This is a genomic window from Ornithinibacillus sp. FSL M8-0202, assembly GCF_037975285.1.
Taxonomy (GTDB): Bacteria; Bacillota; Bacilli; order Bacillales; family Amphibacillaceae; genus Ornithinibacillus; species Ornithinibacillus massiliensis.
Genome location: NZ_CP150248.1, coordinates 2,118,775 through 2,142,221, shown reverse-complemented (window position 1 = coordinate 2,142,221; position 23,447 = coordinate 2,118,775). Strand labels below are relative to the sequence as shown.

Genomic DNA, 23,447 nt, shown 5'->3' with positions numbered 1-23,447 from the left:
TGATACCAAGAGGGCTCTTTTTGTTTCAATCCTCAAATTTCTTCATTACAGGAATGCTCCTATCAAGATAATAAATTATAATATTATAATCTTCTTAATGTGGATTTACCTTTAATAGATTCTGTTTAACCTCTATTCTTTTCTCATGCAAAATCGGCTCGGTATACCCATTTGTTTGCTCCATGCCTTTAAAGACTAGGTCACATGCACCTTGAAAAGCTAAGGATTTATCGTAGTCCTTCGACATAGGTATATAACTTGGATCGTCACTATTTTGTTCATCTACTATTTTTGCCATATTCTTAAACGTATCAACTACCTGTTCCCTAGTACAAACTCCATGATATAACCAATTTGCCATATGCTGACTAGAAATACGTAACGTCGCGCGGTCTTCCATTAGACCCACACCATCAATATCCAAGACCTTTGAACAGCCAATTCCTTGGTCAATCCACCTAACTACGTAGCCTAATATTCCTTGGGCATTATTGTTTAGTTCTTGTTGAATCTCTTCTGTACTCCACTTCACTCCTGAGGCAACGGGAACTTCTAACATATTATCTTTTGCAACTGGTGATTCACCTTCTAATTGTTGTTGCACTTGGTGAACATTGACTTGATGATAGTGAATGGCATGTAACGTTGCTGCAGTTGGTGATGGTACCCAAGCAGTTGATGCACCTGCTTTTAATTGTCCGAGTTTTTGTTCCACCATATCTTTCATTTGGTCTGGAGCAGCCCACATTCCTTTTCCAATTTGTGCTAAACCTCTAAATCCCGCTTGTAGACCAACCATCACATTAGACTTTTCATAAGAATCGATCCAATTCGTATGTTTCATTTCTAATTTCCGTATCATTGGACCAGCTTCCATCGATGTATGGATTTCATCTCCTGTTCTGTCCAAGAAACCAGTATTAATAAATACTATCCGTTCCTTAACCTCAAAAATACAAGCTTTTAAATTAAGGGATGTACGTCGCTCCTCATCCATAACACCTATTTTTATTGTATTTCGTTTAAGGTTTAGCAAATCTTCTACTCTATTAAATAGTAAATTAGCAAAAGCTACCTCTTCAGGCCCATGCATTTTAGGTTTCACAATGTAAACAGAGCCATTTGATGAATTTTGGAATAATCCATTCCCTAATAAAGAATGTTTGGCAACTAAACTTGTCACTACCGCATCTAGTAAACCTTCAAACACTTCTTCTCCTTTAGAATCTATTATTATATTCGTTTTCATTAAATGTCCTACATTACGTATAAACATAAGGGATCTACCTGGAATAGTGAATTCCTCATGATTAGTAGAAAAATAGGTACGATCAGGATTCAATGTTCGTTTAATCTGTTTCCCATTTTTATTAAACGTGACAGATAAATCGCCATTAATTAGTCCATACCAATTTTGATAGACTAATACTTTATCACTTGCATCTACTGAAGAAACAGAATCCTCACAATCCATAATAGTGGTAACTGCTGATTCCAATACTATATCTTTAATTCCTGCCTTATCCGTTTTCCCAACAAAATGTTCCCTATCGAACCGAATTTCAAAATATAGATTATTATTGATAAATAATAGCGTAGAAGGGTCTTCCGGATATCCTTGATAACCCGATAACTTTTCAGGCTCTTTCAATGAAGTAGATGTTCCATTATTTAGAGAAACAACAAGACTCTCATTTTCTATACGATATTGAACCACTTCTTTATGAGACCCTTTCAGTAATGGAATCGTCTCATCTAAAAAGTTTCTTCCATATTCTATAACCTTTCCTCCACGAACAGGATTATAGTTACTGTCCTGTGTTTCACCGTCTTCTTCAGAAATCACATCTGTACCATATAAAGCATCATAGAGACTTCCCCACCGAGCATTAGCTGCATTTAGCGCATAACGAGCGTTACTTAATGGGACAACTAATTGTGGACCAGCCTTGACTACCTCCGGATCTACGTTTTCTGTCTCTATTTGGAAATCTTCCGGTTCTTTTTCTAAGTAACCTATCTTCTTAAGAAAGGTTTTATAGGAATCTAATTCAAATGTATTTTCACGATGCCAGCTATCTATTTTGGACTGTAATAATTCTCTTTTTCTTAATAATTCTTCGTTAATTGGGGTTAAATCCTCAATAAGTTTTTCAAATCCATCCCAGAACTGCTTTTCTTCAACACCACTTGATGGCAATAAATCATGATTAATAAATTGAAAAAGTTCCTTTGCTACTTTCAAGTTCCCTATCTTGTCAAAAAGCTGCATATCACACCCTCCAATCGAATTTTTATGTTAAAACGGTTTCAAGTGCTCTTGCAGGTTTATAAGGTGACAGGTCTAAATCAATCGAATCACCTTTAACAATCGATGCAGCTAAACGCCCCACATATGGTCCCATCGTTAGACCTGAAGCACCTAATCCAGTTGCTAGTACAACATTAGATTGCTCTCCCACTTTTCCGATTAATGGTAAAATATCAGGACCCATTGGACGGAAACCTATACGAAATTCTTTAAGTTTTCCATTAGATAGTCCTGGAGCGACGTTTAACGCCTCCGAAAGAACTTCATTCACTCCACTGACCGTCGTTTTATAATCAAATCCTGTACCAGTTTCTCTTGTAGCCCCAGCTACAACTCGAGAATCATCAAAAGCAAGCATATAATGACTCGTTTGAGGAAGAACAACCGGCCAGTCAGTAGTATCTTCACCAGGTAGTTCAATATGCGCAATCTGTCCACGTTGTGGTTCAATTTTCAACTCAAAACCAAGTGTCTTCAACAGGAACGGTGCCCAAGCCCCAGCAGTAATTAATACGGAATCTGCATTAATTACCTCTCCATCCACCATGACACCTGTCACTTCTCCGTTTTCACTGATTAGTTCGGCTTCTCCTGAAATTAATGTTGCCCCATGCTTTTGGGCAGCACGTTTCATTGCGTCTCGAATTAGTCTGCCATCAACTCTTGCAGCTCCTGAAATAAAAATAGATTCATAGTCTTTATTTAAAGGAGGGAACAGTTCTTGTGACTTCTCTGGTGTTAATCGAATAATATCCCCCAATTCAGGACTCTCTTTTTGTTTATTTTTCACTTTTTCTTCTATTGCATCAAGCTCTTCAGCATCATGACTAACACACAGTGCACCTACTTTTTTATATCCAACATTCTCTTCTCCATCTTGACTCAACTGAGAAATCAAATCTGGATAAAACTTCGCACCTTCTCTAGCAATCTTATACCAGTCTTCATCATCTACCCTTGATACCCATGGACAGACAATGCCTGCACCAGCAGAAGTTGCATTTCCTTCATGCTCTTTGTCAATCATTATCACTTCAACACCACTTTTCACAAGGGAGTATGCAGCACTTGCCCCTACTATCCCACAACCAATTACAACAACCTTCATTACTTTCTCTCCTTTCATACCTCAATTAATTTAATGGGAAATGACATGCAACATAATGTTCATCAGATACCTCTTTAAATTCCGGCTTTTCTTCAATACATCTCGCCTTTCCGAATGGACATCTCGAATAAAAACGGCATCCCTTTGGTACATCAAATGGGTTTGGTATATCATTTTCTAGAAAAATCCGTTCATCATCTTTTTCTCTTAGCTTTGGATTTGGTATTGGAACAGCAGAAATCAATCCTTGTGTATAGGGATGCATGGTCTTTTCAAATAATTTTTCCTTCGTGGACATTTCAACAATTTCACCCATATACATGACCGCAATTCGATCACTTATATACTTTACTGCGGGAATTCCGTGTCCAATGAAGATAAAAGTCAGATCAAATTTGTTCTGTAAATCGATTAATAAATTTAAAATTTGCGCTTGAATGGATACATCAAGTGCAGATACAGGTTCATCACAGACGATTAATTTTGGTTTTAATGCAATCGCTCTAGCAATACCAATCCTCTGACGCTGTCCACCACTAAACTCATGTGGAAAACGCTTTGCTACAGATCGGTCAAGTCCGACCGTTTCAATTAATTCAAATACCATATTTTCTAATTCTTTACCTTTTGCAACTCCATGCGTCCGGAGCGGCTCGGCAATAATATCAAACACTTTCATCCGTGGGTTTAAGGAAGAAAACGGGTCCTGAAAAATCATCTGTATATCTTTTCGGACCTTTTGTAATTGTCTATTTGATAATTGAAGTAAATCTTGACCCTCGAAGATTATTTTTCCATCCGTCGGCTCAATTAACCTGAGAATCATATTACCTGTTGTTGATTTACCACATCCCGATTCACCAACAATACCTAATGTTTCTCCTTTCTTTAAATAAAAACTAATATCATCTACTGCTTTGACACTTTGATTTTTCTTCTTGAACCAGCCTGATGAAACTGGAAAGTATTTTTTCAATCCCTCTATCCTTAATAAATACTCCGTCTCTTTCTGCTTTGTAAAATGATCTTCAATTTGTACTTGAGTCATGCTCCCACCACACCTTCTTCCTCATATAACCAACATTTCACTCCGGAATCTTCTCCATTTCTTAAGAATTCAGGCTCCTCTTGCTTACATTTTTCCATTGCAAATGGGCATCTTGGATGGAACTTACAACCTGTTGGCATTTTATCTGGCGCAGGTACATTTCCTTCAATGGATTCCAATTTATAATGCAGCTCATGAATTTTTGGAGTACTATTTAATAATCCCTTTGTATATGGGTGCTTAGGATTCTCAAATAAATCAAAGACATTATTTTCTTCCACAATTTGTCCACCATACATGACGATGACACGATCGACCATTTCCGCAACTACACCTAAATCATGAGTAATAATAATGATGGAAGTGTCAAATTCGTAGGATAGTTTTTTCATTAACCTTAATATCTGAGCTTGTATTGTTACATCAAGCGCTGTTGTTGGCTCATCTGCGATTAATAATTCCGGACTACATGATAATGCCATGGCAATCATTACCCTTTGTCTCATCCCACCACTTAGTAAATGGGGGAATGACTTATATTGCTTTTCTGGATTTGGTATCCCTACCTTTCGCAACATATCTATTGACTTTTTCTTCGCTTCTTCTTTGGTTACATTTTGATGAAGCTGGATAGCCTCAGAAATTTGTTTCCCAATAGTAAAGGAGGGATTTAAAGACGTTAATGGTTCTTGGAATATCATGGAGATCTTATTCCCTCTTAACTTTCTTAATTCCTTCTCATTAAATTGGGTTAAATCTTTTCCATCAAACTCGATTTCTCCTTCCACAATTCTCCCAGCTTCGTCTAGTAGTTGTAGAATGGACAATGATGTTACACTTTTTCCACTTCCAGATTCCCCTACAATGCCAACTACTTCACCCTTATCAATGGAGAATGACACACCATTTACAGACGGAATAACACCATACTCCGTAAAAAAATGCGTATGTAAATTTCTAACATCTAATAGTTTCTCTTTCATTATTTACCGCCTCCCTTAGTCTGTATTCTCGGGTCAAGTACATCTCGAATCCAATCCCCTAAAAGAATAATCCCAAGTACTGTTATCGTAATCGCAATTCCAGGAAAAGTAGCAAGCCACCAATTAGTTGCTAAATAATTTCTTCCATCTGTCAGCATGGAACCCCATGAAACATCAGGTGGTTGTATACCTAACCCAAGGAAACTTAACGAAGCCTCTAATATAATTGCCGTTGCTACACTCATTGCTGAGATAACAATGAAGGAAGAAATAACGTTTGGAAGCACATGTTTTACCATAATCACTCTATTTTTTGTTCCAATTGATCGTGATGCTTTTACAAATTCTCTTTCTTTTACACTTAACACTTCACCTCTTACAACCCTTGCGTAAGAAACCCAGTTTGTAAATCCAATCACGAGGATTAATACAAGGATACTAGGTTCAAATACCGCTAGAACAACTAAAATAAAAAGTGGCAAGAAATGCATCTACAATTCTCATTAAAACATTATCGATTATACCGCCATAGTAACCTGCTACAATGCCGATTATCATTCCTACTACTCCTGCAACTAGGACGGAAAATACTCCAACCATCAAGGAAACACGAGTGCCAATAATGATTCTACTGAGGATATCCCTGCCTAAATTGTCTGTTCCAAGAATATAAGTAGTAGAACCACCTTCTTCCCAAAAAGGAGGTTTTAACATATCTTGCAGATTATTTTGGGCAGGATTATGTGGTGTCAGGACGTCTGCAAAAATAGCAACCAACGTAACAAGCACTACAATAATCAACCCAACTGTTCCGGTTTTACTTACTAAAAGTAACCTACCCCATCGAGCTATGCTATTCCGTTTTCTTGGCTCAGAATCGTTCTTCTCCACATTCGCTACCGCTTTTGCACCTATCATTGCACTTTAACCTCCTATGAATAATGAATCCTTGGATCTAGTAATCTATAAATTAAATCGATTATTAAATTAATCAGAATTACTAAAACTGCAATGACTAATACCGCAGCTTGAACTACAGCCATATCCCGTCCATTTACTGCCTGCACTAGTAACAAACCTAATCCTGGCCAAGAGAAAACACTTTCTGTTACTAACGCTCCAGCTACAAGATGTGATATTTGTACACCCATAATCGTAATAACTGGATTTAGTGAATTACGAAATGCATGTTTATAAACTACCATGGAGTTGCTCAACCCTTTACTTCTAGCTGTACGTATGTAATCTTGATTAAGAATTTCCAGCATACTCGACCGAACCAAACGAGTCATTTCTGCTGCAACCCCCGTACCTAAGGTAAGTGCAGGTAATATTAAATTACTCAACCCATCTCTTCCAGATACAGGAAATAGTTCCATATTCACGGCGAATAATAGAATAAGAAGGATTCCAAGCCAAAAATTTGGCATTGCTTTTCCTAAAACAGAACCACTAGTAATAAATAAATCTACTAGACTATTACGCTTTCTTGCAGAATAAATACCTAGTGGGATTGACATAAGCGTTGCAACAATCATGGAAGCTGTTGCAAGTTCAAATGTAGCTGGAAGCCTTTCTAATACTAGTGGAAGTGCTTCTTGGCTATATTTAAAAGAAGTTCCAAAATTACCCTGACTCAAGTCAGCAAGAAATCGGAAATATTGAACAACAAATGAATCATTCAACCCTAAAGCCGCTCTTAATGCTTCACGATCACTTTCTGAAGAATCTTCCGGTAACATCAATGCCACTGGATCCCCTGCCATATAAACCAAGACAAAAACAACAAAGGTTATAATGAAAATAACAGGCACGATTTGCAGTAGTCTTTTCACTAGATATTTCTTCAATGTCAAATCTCCTTTTTTACAAAGCAGGTTTAGATACCATAATTACCTAAACCTGCTTCATCTTTGGATTCCAATCATCCATTATTTTTTTGTGATATCGTCATAAAGGAAGCCTGCATCTAATCTTGGCGTAAAGTTAATCTCCTTACTTACACCATAGTTAACTCCTTCTTGGTATAAAAATATATGTGGTCGTTCTTCCGCAACAATTGCTTGTATTTTTTGGTACTGATCGAGTCTTTCTTCATCATTTAGATTACGACCTGCGTCATGGTATAGTTGTTCAACCTCTTCGTTAAAATAATCGGTTTGACCTGCTGCACGGTCCTTTGTGTAGTGGACTAGGGAATAAGAAGCATCAAACAATCCATCCGCAAGTCCTATCATAATTAACTCTTCATTAGAATTAGAGTTATAGACATCCAAAAATGCACTAGACTCTAATAATTGTAAATTAACTGTTATACCTACTTCACCTAACATAGATGCAACTAATTGAGCAACTTCTCCATCAAGCATGTACCTGCCTTTAGGTGCAGTTAAAGTAATTTCCACACCGTCTTCATATCCAGACTCAGCTAGCAGTTCCTTGGCACGCTCTGGATCATACACGTACGCATCATATAAATCAGGATTTGATCCAAATATCTCAGTTGGGACACGAGACCTTACTGGAACACCAGTACCTTGCAATACAGAGTCGACAATGGTTTTCTCATCAATTGCTAAATCAATTGCTTCTCTCACTTTAGGATCTGATGTAACATACCCTTCTGTCGTACGAGTTACTAGCAACATAACTCGTGTCGTATCACCACCTACAAGTTCTACATCTTCCTCACCGCTTACTCGTTCCCATTCATTAGGGGGAATATCTGTAGCAATATCAACACCACCAGTTAATAATTCCCCTACACGTGTAGAACTTTCTGTGATGGCTCTTACAATGACTTGGTCCCATTTTTGATTGTTTCCACCAAAATAATCTTCGTAAGGTTCAAGTACTACTCGATCATCTGGCTTCCACTCTACATATTGATAAGGACCCGATCCTATTGGATTCTTTTGGAACTCTTCTACCCCAACTTCTTCAAAGTATTTTTTAGGGAGAATGTCAGATCCACTTTTAGCTAATACTTTAAATAAAGTTGGCATTGGACCATCTGTAACGATTTCTACATTTAATTCATCCACTACATTCACTTCTTTTAATTGTGTAAAATAAGGAAACTCCTTTAATGTTTGATCCGTCATTACACGTTCTAGACTAAACTTTACATCTTCTGCAGTTAATGGGTCTCCATTATGGAAGGTGATTCCATCTTTTAAGGTAAATACCCAGGTTTCATCATCGATTTGTTCATAGGACTCCACCACATCTTGCTGTACTTCCATGTTTTTATCCCAATAAAACAATCGACTATACATATTTCTCATGACTCTTTCTGCGTTTGTACTTAAAGAGTTATGAGGGTCCATGGAAGTTAAATCAGCTGATTGAGCAATAACTAATGTATTGTCATTTGCGCTATCGCCTTCTCCTCCATCAGAAGTAGATTCACTACTACATGCACTGATGACCATTAATACAAGCAAAGATACAAGCATTACTAGAAACCGGTAATAAGTTTTCATTTTCTTCCTCTCCTAATTATATTTAATTTTTAATATTCTGAAATAATGTGGTGTAATTAAGTTAAATTATGAATTACATTAGCAGTCACTTTAATGCCTTGTATATAATCATCTATAAAAATGTTTTCATTTGGTGCGTGATAACTAGATTGTGTATTGGCTACCCCAATCTGTACAGCAGGTATCAATGTGTTTTTTAGCATTTTGCTCATTGGACTTGAGCCTGCAAGATTTCGGAGGATAACAGGTGGTTCAGCATAAACTTCTTTTACACTTTGAAGTACAGTTTCTACGAAAGAATTATCTGGGTTTGTGTTAAATGGATCGAGACCATGAGATTGTTTAATTTCAATATCCTCATAGCCATATTTATCTAAATGTTCTCTAAGTAACTGAGCTGTTCTTTTAGGTGTTTGACCAGGGACAAGTCTAAAATCTAGCTTTACTTTTGCAATCGATGGTAGAACAGTTTTGGAACCCTCTGCCGTATAACCTGATTCTATTCCACAAATGGTGCAAGTCGGCTCAGCAGTTAATCGTTCTTTTAAATCATAGCCAGTAACACCATTAAGAAAACTATCAAGTCCATATGTCTTCTTCGTTTCCTCTTCATTAAAGTTGAGTGTATTAATTATTTCTCTATCCTTTGGTGTCAACGGGACAATGTCATCATAAAACCCATCGATTAGTATCTCTTCCTGTTCGTTTTTAATGGTGTTAAGTGCCCAAAGCAATCTCCAAGCAGGATTTTCTACAATAGCCGCTTCAGAAGAATGTAAGTCATGGTTTGCCCCTTTGCAAATTAGTTCTACATAACAAATACCTTTTACTCCTAAACCAACATGAAGACGTTTATCGTTTACATCTCTTGAACCTCCTTCCCAGATAATGCCATCCGTATGTAGTTTTTCAGGATGCTCTTTTGCAAAAAATTCTAAGTGCGGACTGCCAACCTCCTCTTCTCCTTCAAAAATAAACTTAACATTGACAGGTAACTCCCCATAAACCTCCTGATAGGCATGAATAGCACAAATCCGAGCAATCAAGTTACCTTTATTGTCCGCAGTTCCCCGTGCAAAAATCTTGCCATCTCTAATCGTAGTTTGAAATGGATCGCTAATCCATTCACCAATTGGATCTTCTGGTTGAACATCATAGTGATTGTAGAATGTTATGGTCCTTGCTTTATTAGCATTCATTTCTCCGTAAATGATGGGATAACCATCTGTTTCTATCTCAATAACTTCAGCTCCTATTTCTGAAAGAAATTTCTTTACCAACTCTTTCATTTCAAACATACCTCTGTTTTGAGCAGAAACACTTGGCTGATTACAAGCTTTAATTAACCAGTCGATATACTCTTTGGAATTTCTTTCGATGTACTGAAATACTTTTTCCACTAAACTAATCTCCTCTCCCTGTTCTAAAGTCTTTTCATAATCTGTCTGTTTATCATGTTGAATATATATAACAATATAAAGTTATAATATTATATTGTTTATATTTCCAAGTATTCTGTTTAAAAAATAAAAGTTAAATTTGAATTTCCAAAAAGAACTTTGATTGATCTTGTTTTAAAATAAATCTGGAATATTCTATAATCCTTTTATCTTCAGTTACGGTATGTCGATCTATAACAAATAATTGCTTACCTACCGGTACATTCAATAGCTCATGTTCATATTCTCCCGCAATCATCGTAGAGAAAAATATTCTAGCTTTGTCCAGTTTCATTCTATACTTCTTGACTAAAATGTTATAAATTAAGTCATCCTCAAAATCCTTTGAATCTAAGTTCTCTTGAAATAATGATGCTGGTATAAAGGAGTGCTCAATTACTAATGGTTTGTCCTCTTCTACTTTTAATCTTTGAATATTGTAAACTAACTCATGTGAATTAATGCCGAATATCTTACCAACCTTGTCCCCAACTGCTTCTTTTTTGAATTTTATAGTTTTATGAGGGTAATGCTTATTTTCACTCCAAGATTCATTTTTTAAGGAAACTAGAGTTGAAATGTCCTTCGCCTCTTTCTTTTCTATAACAAATGTCCCTTTACCACTATGTCTTTCCAATACGCCTTCATTAACCAATTCATGAATCGCTCTTTTTACCGTTATATTACTTACATCAAACTTAACAGCTAGTTCCTTTTCCGATGGTAGCTGATATCCAAGACTCCATTCTCCGATTATTATCTTTTCTTCTAAATAATCCTTTACTTGTTGATATAAAGGAATGGATAAACTTTTATCTATCTTCATTTCATTCTCCTTGTAAAGTTATATGTTTATAATATTATAATTTTTAAAATTAATTATAATTTCTCACAATTATAGGGAACGAATAAAGCAATGTCAACATCTTTTTCAATATAATTTTAATTTTCTTTATTTTTATTATATATACGCTGTGGAAGGACTAACTCTCCACAACATTCCCTATTCAAATCTTCCAAAAATTAATATAAACTAAAACCAAGCACTCTACCAAAGGGGGAAACAAACATGTCAAAGATTGCAATTATTTCTGATATTCACGGTAATCTAACCGCACTAAAAGCAGTGCTTGATGATATCAAAAAGAGAAAAGTAGACCAAATCTATTGCCTAGGAGACTTGGTAGGAAAAGGGCCACGTGGTTCGGAATGTATTCAACTAGTTCGAGAGCATTGTGATAAAGTAATCTACGGAAATTGGGATGTGTTTATCCGGGATGAGATTGATAATGAAGCGATTAAATGGACACAGAGCCGGTTAACTGATGAGGATTATGATTATCTGGCTTCCTTGCCATTTTATATCGAATTTGAATTAAACGGCAAACTAGCTCGTTGTTTTCACGCATCGCCACGTAGCGTTTTTGAACGAATCGCACCGGAGTATCATCCTACCGAAAAGTGTTTATCCCTTTTTCAGAATAGCGAAGAAACCGAGTCCCTCCACTCTACTCGCACGCCAGATATGGTGTTTTATGGCGATATTCACCTGACCTGGTTAAGAACGTATGATATTGGGATCCTATGCAATGTTGGAAGTGTTGGTTTAGATGTTGTGGACGCTACCTATATGATTGTTGATGGGTCGCATGGGGCGAATTCGATTAATTTTGTACGTGTTCCTTATGATAGGGAGAAAGAGCTCCGTGAAACAAAAGAACTGGGTATGGTTGGTTATGAGGAATATTATAGAGAGATTATGTATGATCAATTTAGAGATACGCAGTGACAGTTAAAGTAGGCTTGTTGTGAAGTGGTCCAGGACAAGTACTTATGGCTTACCTTGAGCCAAGGTACCTGTCACCGTGGCACTCCTATGCTACTCTCTTCTCGTGGTATCCGCCATTCACACACATGACTTCAGTAAGAATGTTATACCCACCCTTTATATTTTTAAGAGCCTTTCTTGCTTCCTTTTCTGTTTCAAATTCATACATGGTAATATCTAAGCCTATATAACGAGTTACAATCCACATAGTGATTTCCCTCCTGTTTTTTATAAATATGTGAAATATAATCCTCCTGAACCCATACAGCATTCATGAGGTTTAAAGTAAAATTAGGATTATCTTTGCTACAACTTAATCATAGTACATGTAGTAGTATAAGTAAAATGCTTAATTATTATCATTTTGTATAAGTTATTATTATACACAAATGCATTAATACTTACTACCAAAAATGCCAGGTACCTTTCCCCATGGCACTATTCATTTGCCTTTAACCAAAATAACAATTATGGTGGACTTAAGGAGTGAATAACATGCTTGAAATCATCGCTACAAACCTTACTGATGTCAAAGATGCCGAAAAATTTGGGGCCGATCGTATTGAACTTAGTCCTGCTATGTCTGAATTGGGAATCACACCGAGCTATGGCTTAATCCAAGCAGCAGTGGAATCCGTAAACATACCAATTAACGTGATTATCAGACCCCATAGTCAATCATTTATTTATAATAAGAATGATGTGGAAGTAATGAAAAGAGATATCAACATGGTGAAGAGCCTTGGGGCTAACGGGATTGTGATTGGCGCACTAACGAAAGACCATACCATGGATGACGATGTACTTACCGAGTTATTAGCAGTAACGGATTCGTTAGATGTGACCATTCATCGTGCATTTGACTTTGCTCGTGATTAAAAAGAGGCCTTGTTGAAATTAGCTGAGTATAAACAGATTACGACTATCTTAACGGCGGGTGGAAATTACAGAGCACCTGAAGCTGTGGAACAAATAAACGAATTGATGGCTATGGCAAGTGAAACTCATTTATCTATCATGACTGGACATGGACTTAGATTGGATACATTTGAGACATTTTACAAGTCAACTAAACCAGAATTTGTCCATTTTGGGACTGGCGCACGAATTAATGAAAGTTTTGACTTCGGACTTGATGAAAGTAAAATCAAGGAAATTAACCAAATAATGGCATCAAACTAAACAGAAACCGTAGAAGCACTCAACTTCTACGGTTTCCTTATTTCTTATTATTATAATTTCACACGATCACGATACTTATCAATTAACTCCTGATTATGAGCATCGGCCCCTTCAATATTCCCACTTAGGAATACTGGAGGCTTAAAGCCATTCTCAGCCATTAATTTAACCGCTTCGCAAAGAATTGCATTTAAAATTGTTGCACCAATTACTGTCGAGCTAGGAGAAAAGTTTACTTCTACCTGCTCATGTGATAATAATGCGTCCCCAACAGGTGCGTGGTTATTAATCACTAAGTCAACGGCGTCAAATAAATGTTTCCCACTCGTGTGACGAGATGGCTGGCTCGATGGTCTGACGTTGGGTTTAATAGTTTGTTTAAATAGTGAATCGAAACACGTAAACGACTACGAGCAGTTTTTAAATCAACATCTGGCCATACTAAGTCACATAGCTCATCTCGTGTTGCCGATTGCTGGATGATCAGATACATGAGAATTTGTTTTGCCTTTCTTTGTCCCCAACCACCTACTAAACGTTTGCCATTTAAGAAAACGTCTAAGCCTTTCATGATGTTTACTTGTAGTGTAGGCAATGTCGTTTCTGTTTTCTCCTTCATCTTTTCTCTAATTTCTCGATACATCTCTGCATATAGCGTCTGAGCATAGCTAGCTATCTCTTGATTTACTGCGTTATTTTGATGCTTCATAATAAATTTCCCAATCCACTCTGCCATGAGATTCGGCTGGTCCATCTGGATTAAGAAGGATGAATAGGGCACTGTATAATACCTTGCATTTGTATTAAAATTTAGAATAGCAGAATTTAGTTCTGGTGGAAATGTTTCATCATCTGAACCGGATAAGACTAAGATTGGAATCGTCACGTTTTGGATATTCTGTTGGGCACGATTTAGTGATTCAACATCGAAAATCTTAAAATAAACATGTGGAGTCACTTTTTCAAATGCCCAAAGAATACGCTCCTCCCTTTCCTGTGTAGGATAGAGCATAAACTTATCGATAATCAGCTGGGCCTTATGCAGCATCGTCTCATGGCCCTTTACTTGCATCTTTCGTTCGGCTACAATTTTTTACCAAGTTCTCTTGGAAAATGAACTGGAACCGCAAGTAGTGTTAACGTTTTCAAACTAGAGAAGCCTCTTGCTGCAAATTCGATAGCACTGACATCACCAAATCCTTGTGCGACAACATGATACGTATCTAGCTGTAATGTATTCACTAAGCATTGAATATCATCGGCTAGCCTGGAAATCGATAAATCACCATCCCCTACAGTAGAGTCTCCATGCCCTCTTAAATCGTACCGAACCACTTGATAGTCTTCTAAGAACAACGGGATAATCTCGTTCCAGCAATACATGTCTAATCCGGTAGGGTGAATGAATATAATGGTCTGTGTAGCACGAGGATTCGTTGATTCAAATTTTTCATAATGAATTTGAGCACCGCCACATGTTATAAAGGCCATTCTATCTCCCCCCTCTCACTAGTCCAATTTGCTTATATATACTAGTATTCTGTAAAAAAATGCTAATTCCTGTTTTTTTACATGTTTTGTTTGTTAAAAATAACAGGCCCCACCACAACGCGTGAAAGAGCCTGCCTTACTAAGTCTGTTTACCGGTATCTTCTTTGGTACCCACCGATAGATAAGGTCGCCATAATAATTCCAATGAGCAGTGCCAGTTCCATAGAAGTTCCTGAGATAACATGTTGTTTGATAAATTCCTCTTCTAGCATCATTTCTCCGGCAGTCCAGGCAAGTAAGCCCGCCCCAAAATAGACAACAATCGGGAAATGCTCCATCATTCGTAATATAAATTGACTAGCAAATAGCATAATTGGAATACTCAAGATAATACCGACGATGACCAGCATCATATTCCCCTCTGAAACTGCTACAATACCTAACACATTATCTAAGCTCATTAATACATCAGCAAAAATGATGATGACGATGGCTTCCTTTAAGGAATTGCCCACTTTCACGGAATTCTCTTCCGCTTCTTTATCAACAAGAAGTTTATAAGCTACAAACAGTAATAAAATGCCCCCTATTAAATGGATAAAGGGAAGCTTTAATAGATACATGACAATAACCGTAAATGCGATCCGAAATATAACAGCCCCGAGAGTTCCCCAGACAATCGCCTTCTGTTTTAAGTCTTGTCTTAAATTGCGACTTGCCATTGCAATAACAATTGCATTGTCACCACTTAAAATTAAATTAATCATTAATATTTTCACTAAAGGCTCTAACAGCTCCAAGAGAGATCCTCACCCTTCCACTATAAAATACTTGTCCTAAGATATTGATAATTAAATGTATGTCCGAAACGATAACATCATTACAGTTTTTACAATCGTGTGAAATGGGCTTATGTTTAACTCTCAGGTTATGAACCCGCTGCATATTCTAGTTAAAAAGCGGAGGAATGCGAATGTTTTATTATCAGTATTATTTTCCACAGTTTGTACCAGTACAGTACTATGGTCAGCCATTATATACGGAGATGAGGCAACAACCTACTGTTCAACAAATTTTACAAACGATTCGAACAGAGCATAATACGCTATACAACCAGCTAGTAAATGCTGGAATGAATCGTCAAGTAGTCGATTACGTCTATTTCTTCATGGTCAACTATACGGTAAATCAAGCAAACACAAATCAAAATGCTAATCAAATCTATAATCAATTCCAACGGCAGGTACCTTGGTTTAACCTGATATTTAGACAATTTAATGTGCCTCAAAATGTTGCCGATCAGGTAATGAGAAGAGTCATCCAAATTACGTTAGATCAATTAGCTGGTGGTGCTCCTAGTCCTGGGCAAGGATGGTCTAGCTGGGAGGACTTAGGTGGAACACTTACCTCTGCACCTGCTGTATCTTCCTGGCAAGCCAATCGATTAGATGTGTTTGTCCGTGGTACAGATAATGCACTATATCATAAATGGTGGGATGGTTCGAGATGGAATGATTGGGAAAGCCTTGGTGGGGTCTTAACTAGTGCACCTGGTGCGGTCTCTTGGGGGCCAAATCGGATTGATGTATTTGTTCGCGGTACAGATAATGTGTTATATCATAAATGGTGGGATGGTTCGAGGTGGAGCGATTGGGAAAATCTTGGTGGGACACTAACGAGCGGACCTGCCGCTTCCTCTAGAAGAGCGAATCAGTTAGATGTATTTGTTCGCGGTACTGGAAATAGACTATATAAACGATCATGGAATGGGTCTCGTTGGGAAGAGTGGGAGGATCTTGGTGGCAATTTAAACTCTGAGCCTGCAGCCGTTTCCTGGGGACCGAACAGAATTGATGTCTTTGCAAGAGGACAGAATAACGATTTAATCCATAAGTGGTGGGACGGTTCGAGATGGAGCAATTGGGGAAGCCTTGGCGGCACCTTAACTAGTGCACCAGCTGTCTCCTCTCGCCGAGCTAACCGATTAGATGTATTCGTTCGTGGAACTGGTAATCGCCTATACAAACGATCATGGAATGGGTCTCGCTGGGAAAACTGGGAAGACCTTGGTGGGACACTAGATTCAGCTCCTGCAGCTGTTTTCTGGGGGCCAAATCGGATTGACGTCTTTGCAAGAGGACAAAATCAGTCATTGATTCACTCCTATTGGGGAAGATAAAAACGGTATACTCCCCGATGTCTGTTATATCTATTTTAAAGGGGTACTAATCTTAGAAAAGCTCATATTCACTTTAGTGAATTTGTTAGTTTTTTCTTATAGTGTTGGGAGAGATTTTGATGCTTTCCTATCACCTAAAAAAAAGGTTTGTACCTCTTTCTTATATGTAATACAATATAAGTTATTATTTTGTTCATTACTAATGAAAAAGAGGTTTTAATGTGAATAGGCTTAGAAAGAAAAATATCCATGATCTACTAGAGAACAAAGACGTTCAATTAAAGCGAACACTAGGTGGATTTGATCTAATCATGCTAGGAGTTGGGGCGATTATTGGTACGGGTATTTTTATATTACCTGGTACGGTGGCTGCGTTACATTCTGGTCCTGCTATTATTTATTCCTTTATTATTGCAGCTATTGTGTGCTCCTTTGCGGCGATGTGTTATTCCGAGTTCGCTTCTTCTGTACCAGTGACAGGAAGTGCCTACACGTATAGCTATACTGTATTTGGTGAGATTGTTGCTTGGATTGTAGCCTGGGCTCTTGTACTGGAATATGGTCTTGCGGGAGCTTCTGTTGCAACTGGATGGTCTGCATACTTTGTTTCCTTATTAGAGGGATTCCATATTACGATTCCTCAAGCATTAACTGGACCTTTCCAGCCACAGGAGGGTACTTATGTTAATTTGCCTGCCATTATCATCGTGCTAGCCTTGGCTTTCTTGTTAACCTATGGCATGAAGGAATCTGCTCGTCTAAATAAAATAATGGTATTTGTCAAAGTGTTCGTCATTTTACTATTTATTGTAGTTGGATTTTTCTACGTTCGTCCGGAGAACTGGCAGCCGTTTATGCCGTATGGCTGGAATGGTGTCTTTTCTGGTGCTGCATTAGTATTCTTTGCCTATCTTGGCTTTGATGCGGTATCAGCAGCTGCTGAAGAAGTGAAAAATCCGCAGAAGAATATGCCGATTGGAATTATTGGCTCCTTACTTGTTTGTACAGGATTATATATTGCCGTATCACTCGTATTGACTGGCATGGTATCTTATACCGAGTTGAATGTTAGTGACCCAGTTAGTTTTGCAATGGGATTGGTGAATCAAAATTGGGTTGCTGGGTTTATTTCACTAGGGGCTATTGCGGGGATGATTACCGTTATTCTTGTACTGCTCTACGGTGGGACAAGACTTCTATTTGCACTTGGGCGTGATCAGCTATTACCAAGAAGCATGAGTAAACTAAACGCCCACAACACACCGGTTTTTAGCACGTGGATTTTTGCTATTTTGGTAGCATTTTGTGCAGGATTTATTCCATTGTCTAAGCTAGCGGAGATGGCGAATTTAGGTACGTTGTTAGCCTTTACTATTGTATCCATAGGGGTGTTATTCCTACGTAAAAATAACACTATCCCAACCGGCGGCTTTAAGGTTCCATTATTTCCGGTGATTCCGATTTTATCCTTTGTGCTATGCATCTTTTTAATGATGCAGCTATCGAATCAAACGCTAGTTGCTTCAGCAATATGGTTCTTGATTGGTATAATCATTTATTTTGCTTATGGAAAACGAAATAGTTTAATGAAATAGAACTAGGCGAAACAAACTAACCCCATCACATTTAATTGGTGATGGGGTTTTTATTTTGATGGATTCTCCTAATGCCAAGTTAAAACTATGCAGCCAGCCAAATAAAGAGAGAGACCATGTGCGGCGCATATTTTTGCCCAAAAACGTCTAGTTGACATATTCTTCAGGATTTGGAGGGGGGGGGTTCAGGATTTGGGGCACCTTTTTCAGGATTTGAGTGCCACCTTTCAGGATTTCAAAAAATCATCAGGTTGCCCGCCTATTAATCCTGGGTTTTCTGCAATAAATTTAACAAGGTGATACCCGCAAGAAACGTTATAACAGATAGTATGATGGTTGATTGATCCACTACACCATCCAGATTCATTATAATAGCATAAATTGAACCACTTACTAGTCCAATCATCGCTGCATAGGTTTCGACCTTGTAATGTGTTAATAAATAGCGAATGAGTCTACTCGTCAGTAGTACCCCTAACACGATACCTGAACCAATTGTTAAGATAACTGGCATATTTAGCGAGAATAGGGAGTTTGTTGCAATTTCATATACGCCAAATATAGTGAGAATTAGTGCACCACTTATTCCTGGGAGTACAAGAGCTGTACTAGCAATAAAACCTACAAGGACAAAGAATATGTAATCAACAAACGACAGATGATTTAAATCGATGTTGGTCATCTCCCCTAATAATTGCCCGCATACCACCATGCCAAGAAAGAAGAGAATGATTATGTAATGCTTTGCTTTAAGCTTCGTCTTGTGGTGTTGGAGTGTTTCTTTCCAAAGATAAGGTAAAAATCCTACAATAACTCCACCAAAAAATAGAAGCGTCGGTGTACGATGGTTTTTTAATAAGTAGTTAAGCAGAATGATAGAAAAGGCAAATCCGATAATCATCCCAACGCCGAACATAACGAGAAAAGGTAATACCTCTTTTCTTCGATTCGTTGTTAACATGCTTAACGAATAAATCAGACGCTCATATATTCCTAAAATCATAGCGACCGTACTACCGCTTATTCCAGGAACTGTTTCTGTAATCCCTACTGCCATGCCTCGAAGCATAATTCCAAACATAATTTCAACACCTAAATGAGTTATTTTTTCTGAGAACTTCAATCGAAATGCGTACTGCCAAGACGTTACTTACTAAATACCAGAAGAAGGTAGCTCGCTGCACAAAGGAAGAATGCAATTTGCGTGATGATATATATGGATAGTTCAGAGAAAGTCAATTTTCTCTCCCGCTTCATTTTCTTGAACTTCCAATAATAATAGATAGAACATAAAAGCAGTATGGTGGCTGATACTTGGAATACCTTGTCCAGTAACGCGATCAAATTAATCCTCTCCTCGTGCTTTGTTTGATTGACTGTATTAACTCATTCCCTACCTCTACATTATTTTAATACTAACATAGTATTCCAAAAACAACTTCGAAATATTGAAAAACTGCACCTGTTTTGCTAGATGGTAGCAAGGTAGGTGCAGAATGACTTTTTTAGTATTGATTCTCCATATATAGTTGGAAGGAACTTGTCGCTTATTTCTTATTCTAAATAATAATCTCTTAATAACGTTATTTCTTCATCTTTTAATCCAATGCCGTTTACTAGGTAAGAATCTACTGTTCCATACTGTGCTTCTATTTCTTTGAAGAATTCTTGGATATATTCCAACCTTGCTTCAAATATAGCCTTAACCGTTTCTTTATCGATAACGTCTGGCATGGTGTGACCGATCGCTTCGAATCCTGCTTCAATTTCACTCTGTGCCTTATTTGTCAATAAGTAGTCTTCTATGATTATTTCACGAGGAACGCCTAGTAAGCTTAAGATTGTCGCAGCTACTACTCCTGTTCTATCTTTCCCAGCCATGCAATGGAACAGGAGCGGTTCTCCACGATTATCTAGTAATAGTTGGATGACTTGGCGAAGTCCAGTAGTATTGGATACTAACTGGCGGTTCAAATTAACTAGCATTTCCCCGGGCTTACTGTTAAGCAACTTATTTTCAAATTGAGAAAGATCCCCCGGCTGTCTTACTACCTTGTCATTATTAATCAACGGAACATGATTCCACGTTACGCCAGCAATGTCTGGATCTGGATACTTATTAATTTCGTCCTCATCACGCAAATCCAAAATGGCGCTAATTTCTAATTCCTTTAATACCTCTATACCAGCTTCTGTTACAGCACTTAAATTCCCCGAACGATAAAGCTTCCCCGACTTAACATGACGTCCATCCACCGTTTCATAGCCACCTAGCTCACGAAAATTAAAGCTACCCTCTAAATTCCTTTCACGCACAACTTGTTTCATCTGTTCTCCCCAACTCTCTTATGTAATTAATTCTATTATACAAGAATAGTGGAAAAATTTGCTTCAGAATAAATGTTAAGTCTTTATTAATTTAATAGTTAATGGGAAGAGAGTTTGAGTGGTGGAATGCTTATTTTATGTGATTTAGGGGGATGAAGTATTTTAAGGGGGGAGATGGGAGGAAGTTGGGAGGTTGGGGTTAAAGTCGCGCGGTGGGCAGGGGTTTTCGCGCGAGATCTCGGGAATTTCGCGCGACCCTCTGGCTTTTTCGCGCGGCCTCTTGGGTTTTTCGCGCGACTCGGCGGTTCTCGCGCGATTTCTCGGACTCCTCGCGCGTTTTTCCCCACTCCCCGCGCGATTTCCCGCACCTCCCGCGCGATTTCCCGGACTCCCCGCGCGCCCCCCCACACACTACTCCCACAAAAATACACTCGCACCATTTAAGGTTGCGAGTGTATTTCTTCGCTAGCAAATATTTGGCTTTGGTCCTGGGATTGTGTCGTGGATGGATAGTGGGGCTAGTTGCTGGCCTACTAAGCCGCCGTGGGGTTCTGGTTGTGCGACGTATTGGAAGGTGCTGCAACCGTCCATACTTGGGCCGCTAGCCCAACGTCCAAATTTGCTTGCTTCTCCTCTTGAGAAGTTCATAAATTTGTAGGCGAATTCTCGTTTCTCCAGGTTGCGTGGGAAGGTGACTGGAACTACTTTTCCATCTTGGGCTTCTAATTCTGCGATTGCAGCTAACCATTGGTTTTGGTGCATCGTATCGCGGGCGATGAGGAAGGATAGCATATCCTTCACGCCTGGGTCATCTGCGAGTTCATATAAGCGTACTGCTTGGAGTCGTCCTTGTGATTCTGCATTCAAGTTGGCACGGAAATCGGCAAGTAAATTTCCACTTGCTATGGTATAACGGGAGTTCCAGGGATAACCAACACTATCGGTTGGTGTTGCCCCAAGACCTGACACAATAATATGCTGTGGGTTCATTCCTCCCATTGCCGCTTCTAGGATTGGGTCTTTAGCTGCTTCTTCTTGAGCTGAAGCAGGGGCACCATCAAGTAATCTAGCAATCATTGTTGCTAACATTTCGACATGGGCCATCTCTTCAGTTCCAATATCTAATAGCATATCCCTATATTTTTCCTCTCCACGGCAGTTCCACCCTTGGAATAAGTATTGCATCATAACCGATATCTCACCGAATTGACCTCCAAGTATTTCTTGAAGCTTCTTGGCATATTGGGGATCTGGACAGCTTGGTTTTGCATTGTATTGCATCTCTTTGATGTGGTAAAACATCAAACCAATCCTTTCTCAATATTTATGCTATTTATTCTTAACCATTCTATGAAAGAACTGGGCAAATATAGTATGTCTCCCTTACTTTTTATAAATTATTTTCCCATCATGATTTGTACAAGGAAGTTTAGAGAATATCCCTTTTGAAAGAGAACATACTAACCCTATACATATATCTAGGGAGTGATTTAAATGTTTTATCATATTAAAGAACTGCAATATAACGCCAAGCCGGACCGCCCAGATCCTGTCTACGCCAAGAAGCTACAGGAGGTTTTAGGTGGACAATTTGGCGAAATTTCCGTCATGATGCAGTATTTATTTCAGGGATGGAATTGTAGAGGGGAACAGAAATATCGTGATATGCTTTTAGACATTGGAACGGAAGAAATAGCACATGTGGAAATGCTAGCAACGATGATTGCCCAATTATTGGATAATGCCCCTGTAGAGGATCAGGAAAACGCGGCTAAAGATCCAATTATAGGTGCTGTAATGGGGGGAATGAACCCACAGCACGCTATTGTATCCGGCCTTGGAGCAAGACCGGATGATAGTGAAGGTTATCCTTGGACCTCTCGATATACCATCGCAAGTGGGAATCTTCTAGCTGACTTTCGGGCGAATTTAAATGCGGAATCACAGGGACGTTTGCAAGTGGTTCGCCTTTACGAAATGACAGATGACAAAGGGGTACGAGATATGCTATCTTTCCTAATCGCACGTGATACGATGCATCAAAATCAATGGATGGCTGCGATTGAAGAATTAGAGCAGAAACAAAAACCAATTGTCCCAGCCACCTTTAATCAACAATACGAAAAACAAGAAGTTTCTTACGCCTTTATGAACTTCTCTAAAGGAGAAGAAAGCAGGCAAGGTCGGTGGGCTTCCGGTAAAAGCATGGATGGACAAGCTGAATTTGAATATATTAGTGAGCCACAGGCAATGGGTCAAATACCATTCTTACAGCCTGCTCCTCCACACATTCACGGAACTCCGCCATCCCCATTGTAGGCGCAATATCATATTAGGCAGATATGTAGCATGTATTCCAGAAAACGTCCTTTCTGAAATACATGCTGCTTTGTTTACTTGGCCTTGACTTTCATATCATCTACGTTATAATAAATAGTAATTAAGGAATTACAAATTACTTGTTTGTATT

General features: G+C 38.4%; 19 protein-coding genes and 3 pseudogenes. 5 read left to right on the top strand and 17 right to left on the bottom strand.

Features of this window, described 5'->3' with window-relative positions; translation table 11 throughout:
* Positions 1-94 precede the first annotated feature (94 nt).
* The 9 genes and pseudogenes from MKY78_RS11145 to MKY78_RS11105 all read right to left on the bottom strand — a co-directional run bounded on the left by MKY78_RS11145 (position 95) and on the right by MKY78_RS11105 (position 11,200).
* A complete protein-coding gene (locus MKY78_RS11145) occupies positions 95-2,272 on the bottom strand; it encodes a malate synthase G (RefSeq protein ID WP_339212642.1) in 2,178 nt (725 codons plus the stop codon).
* A gap of 22 nt (positions 2,273-2,294) precedes the next feature.
* Positions 2,295-3,419, bottom strand: a complete 1,125-nt coding sequence (locus tag MKY78_RS11140; RefSeq protein WP_339212640.1) for an FAD-dependent oxidoreductase — start codon at positions 3,417-3,419, stop codon at positions 2,295-2,297.
* Between the two features lie 25 nt (positions 3,420-3,444).
* Positions 3,445-4,467 carry an oligopeptide/dipeptide ABC transporter ATP-binding protein gene (locus MKY78_RS11135; RefSeq protein WP_339212638.1) on the bottom strand — a complete coding sequence of 341 codons (1,023 nt, stop codon included), beginning with the start codon at positions 4,465-4,467 and terminating at the stop codon, positions 3,445-3,447.
* Positions 4,464-5,450, bottom strand: coding sequence for an ABC transporter ATP-binding protein (locus MKY78_RS11130; protein WP_339212636.1), 987 nt, complete (start codon positions 5,448-5,450; stop codon positions 4,464-4,466). Before MKY78_RS11130 ends, MKY78_RS11135 begins: the two co-directional genes overlap by 4 nt.
* Positions 5,450-6,368, bottom strand: a pseudogene (locus tag MKY78_RS11125) (ABC transporter permease). Before MKY78_RS11125 ends, MKY78_RS11130 begins: the two are co-directional and overlap by 1 nt.
* Positions 6,369-6,382: 14 nt before the next feature.
* Positions 6,383-7,300 carry an ABC transporter permease gene (locus MKY78_RS11120; protein ID WP_339212633.1) on the bottom strand — a complete coding sequence of 306 codons (918 nt, stop codon included), beginning with the start codon at positions 7,298-7,300 and terminating at the stop codon, positions 6,383-6,385.
* A gap of 81 nt (positions 7,301-7,381) precedes the next feature.
* Positions 7,382-8,935, bottom strand: coding sequence for an ABC transporter substrate-binding protein (locus MKY78_RS11115; RefSeq protein ID WP_339212630.1), 1,554 nt, complete (start codon positions 8,933-8,935; stop codon positions 7,382-7,384).
* Between the two features lie 56 nt (positions 8,936-8,991).
* Positions 8,992-10,335, bottom strand: coding sequence for a M20/M25/M40 family metallo-hydrolase (locus tag MKY78_RS11110; RefSeq protein ID WP_339212627.1), 1,344 nt, complete (start codon positions 10,333-10,335; stop codon positions 8,992-8,994).
* A gap of 133 nt (positions 10,336-10,468) precedes the next feature.
* Entirely contained in the window at positions 10,469-11,200 is a 732-nt protein-coding gene (locus tag MKY78_RS11105) for a GntR family transcriptional regulator (RefSeq protein ID WP_339212624.1), read from the bottom strand.
* A 243-nt stretch (positions 11,201-11,443) separates the two neighbouring features.
* Here MKY78_RS11105 and MKY78_RS11100 point away from each other — a divergent pair, with 243 nt between their 5' ends.
* A complete protein-coding gene (locus MKY78_RS11100) occupies positions 11,444-12,163 on the top strand; it encodes a metallophosphoesterase family protein (protein WP_339212622.1) in 720 nt (239 codons plus the stop codon).
* Positions 12,164-12,248: 85 nt separating this feature from the next.
* Here MKY78_RS11100 and MKY78_RS11095 read toward each other — a convergent pair whose 3' ends face one another.
* Complete coding sequence (locus MKY78_RS11095; RefSeq protein WP_176481993.1) at positions 12,249-12,410, bottom strand: hypothetical protein; 162 nt, start codon at positions 12,408-12,410, stop codon at positions 12,249-12,251.
* 287 nt (positions 12,411-12,697) lie between these two features.
* Here MKY78_RS11095 and MKY78_RS11090 point away from each other — a divergent pair.
* A pseudogene (locus MKY78_RS11090) lies at positions 12,698-13,384 on the top strand (copper homeostasis protein CutC).
* A gap of 50 nt (positions 13,385-13,434) precedes the next feature.
* On the opposite strand, the pseudogene MKY78_RS11085 reads toward MKY78_RS11090, so the two are convergent.
* The 4 genes and pseudogenes from MKY78_RS11085 to MKY78_RS11070 form a co-directional block, all read right to left on the bottom strand.
* A pseudogene (locus tag MKY78_RS11085) lies at positions 13,435-13,731 on the bottom strand (hypothetical protein); the annotation flags it as partial.
* Positions 13,677-14,456, bottom strand: a complete 780-nt coding sequence (locus tag MKY78_RS11080; RefSeq protein ID WP_339212617.1) for a hypothetical protein — start codon at positions 14,454-14,456, stop codon at positions 13,677-13,679. The pseudogene MKY78_RS11085 and the gene MKY78_RS11080, both read right to left, overlap by 55 nt.
* A gap of 11 nt (positions 14,457-14,467) precedes the next feature.
* Positions 14,468-14,875, bottom strand: a complete 408-nt coding sequence (locus MKY78_RS11075; RefSeq protein WP_339212615.1) for an alpha/beta hydrolase — start codon at positions 14,873-14,875, stop codon at positions 14,468-14,470.
* A gap of 149 nt (positions 14,876-15,024) precedes the next feature.
* Positions 15,025-15,654, bottom strand: coding sequence for a TerC family protein (locus MKY78_RS11070; RefSeq protein WP_339212612.1), 630 nt, complete (start codon positions 15,652-15,654; stop codon positions 15,025-15,027).
* A gap of 194 nt (positions 15,655-15,848) precedes the next feature.
* Between MKY78_RS11070 and MKY78_RS11065 the strand changes: the two genes are divergently transcribed.
* Positions 15,849-17,054, top strand: coding sequence for a sialidase (locus tag MKY78_RS11065; protein WP_339212610.1), 1,206 nt, complete (start codon positions 15,849-15,851; stop codon positions 17,052-17,054).
* Positions 17,055-17,275: 221 nt separating this feature from the next.
* Positions 17,276-18,649 (top strand): amino acid permease, encoded by a 1,374-nt coding sequence (locus tag MKY78_RS11060; protein WP_339212607.1) that lies wholly within the window; start codon positions 17,276-17,278, stop codon positions 18,647-18,649.
* A gap of 262 nt (positions 18,650-18,911) precedes the next feature.
* Here MKY78_RS11060 and MKY78_RS11055 read toward each other — a convergent pair whose 3' ends face one another.
* The 3 genes from MKY78_RS11055 to MKY78_RS11045 all read right to left on the bottom strand — a co-directional run bounded on the left by MKY78_RS11055 (position 18,912) and on the right by MKY78_RS11045 (position 22,279).
* On the bottom strand, positions 18,912-19,730 hold the full coding sequence (locus tag MKY78_RS11055; RefSeq protein WP_339212605.1) for a DUF368 domain-containing protein: 819 nt from the start codon (positions 19,728-19,730) through the stop codon (positions 18,912-18,914).
* Positions 19,731-20,203: 473 nt separating this feature from the next.
* A complete protein-coding gene (locus tag MKY78_RS11050) occupies positions 20,204-20,977 on the bottom strand; it encodes a tyrosine-protein phosphatase (protein ID WP_339212603.1) in 774 nt (257 codons plus the stop codon).
* Positions 20,978-21,442: 465 nt separating this feature from the next.
* Entirely contained in the window at positions 21,443-22,279 is an 837-nt protein-coding gene (locus MKY78_RS11045; protein WP_339212600.1) for a manganese catalase family protein, read from the bottom strand.
* Between the two features lie 192 nt (positions 22,280-22,471).
* Between MKY78_RS11045 and MKY78_RS11040 the strand changes: the two genes are divergently transcribed.
* Positions 22,472-23,296, top strand: coding sequence for a manganese catalase family protein (locus MKY78_RS11040; RefSeq protein WP_339212598.1), 825 nt, complete (start codon positions 22,472-22,474; stop codon positions 23,294-23,296).
* Positions 23,297-23,447 lie beyond the last annotated feature (151 nt).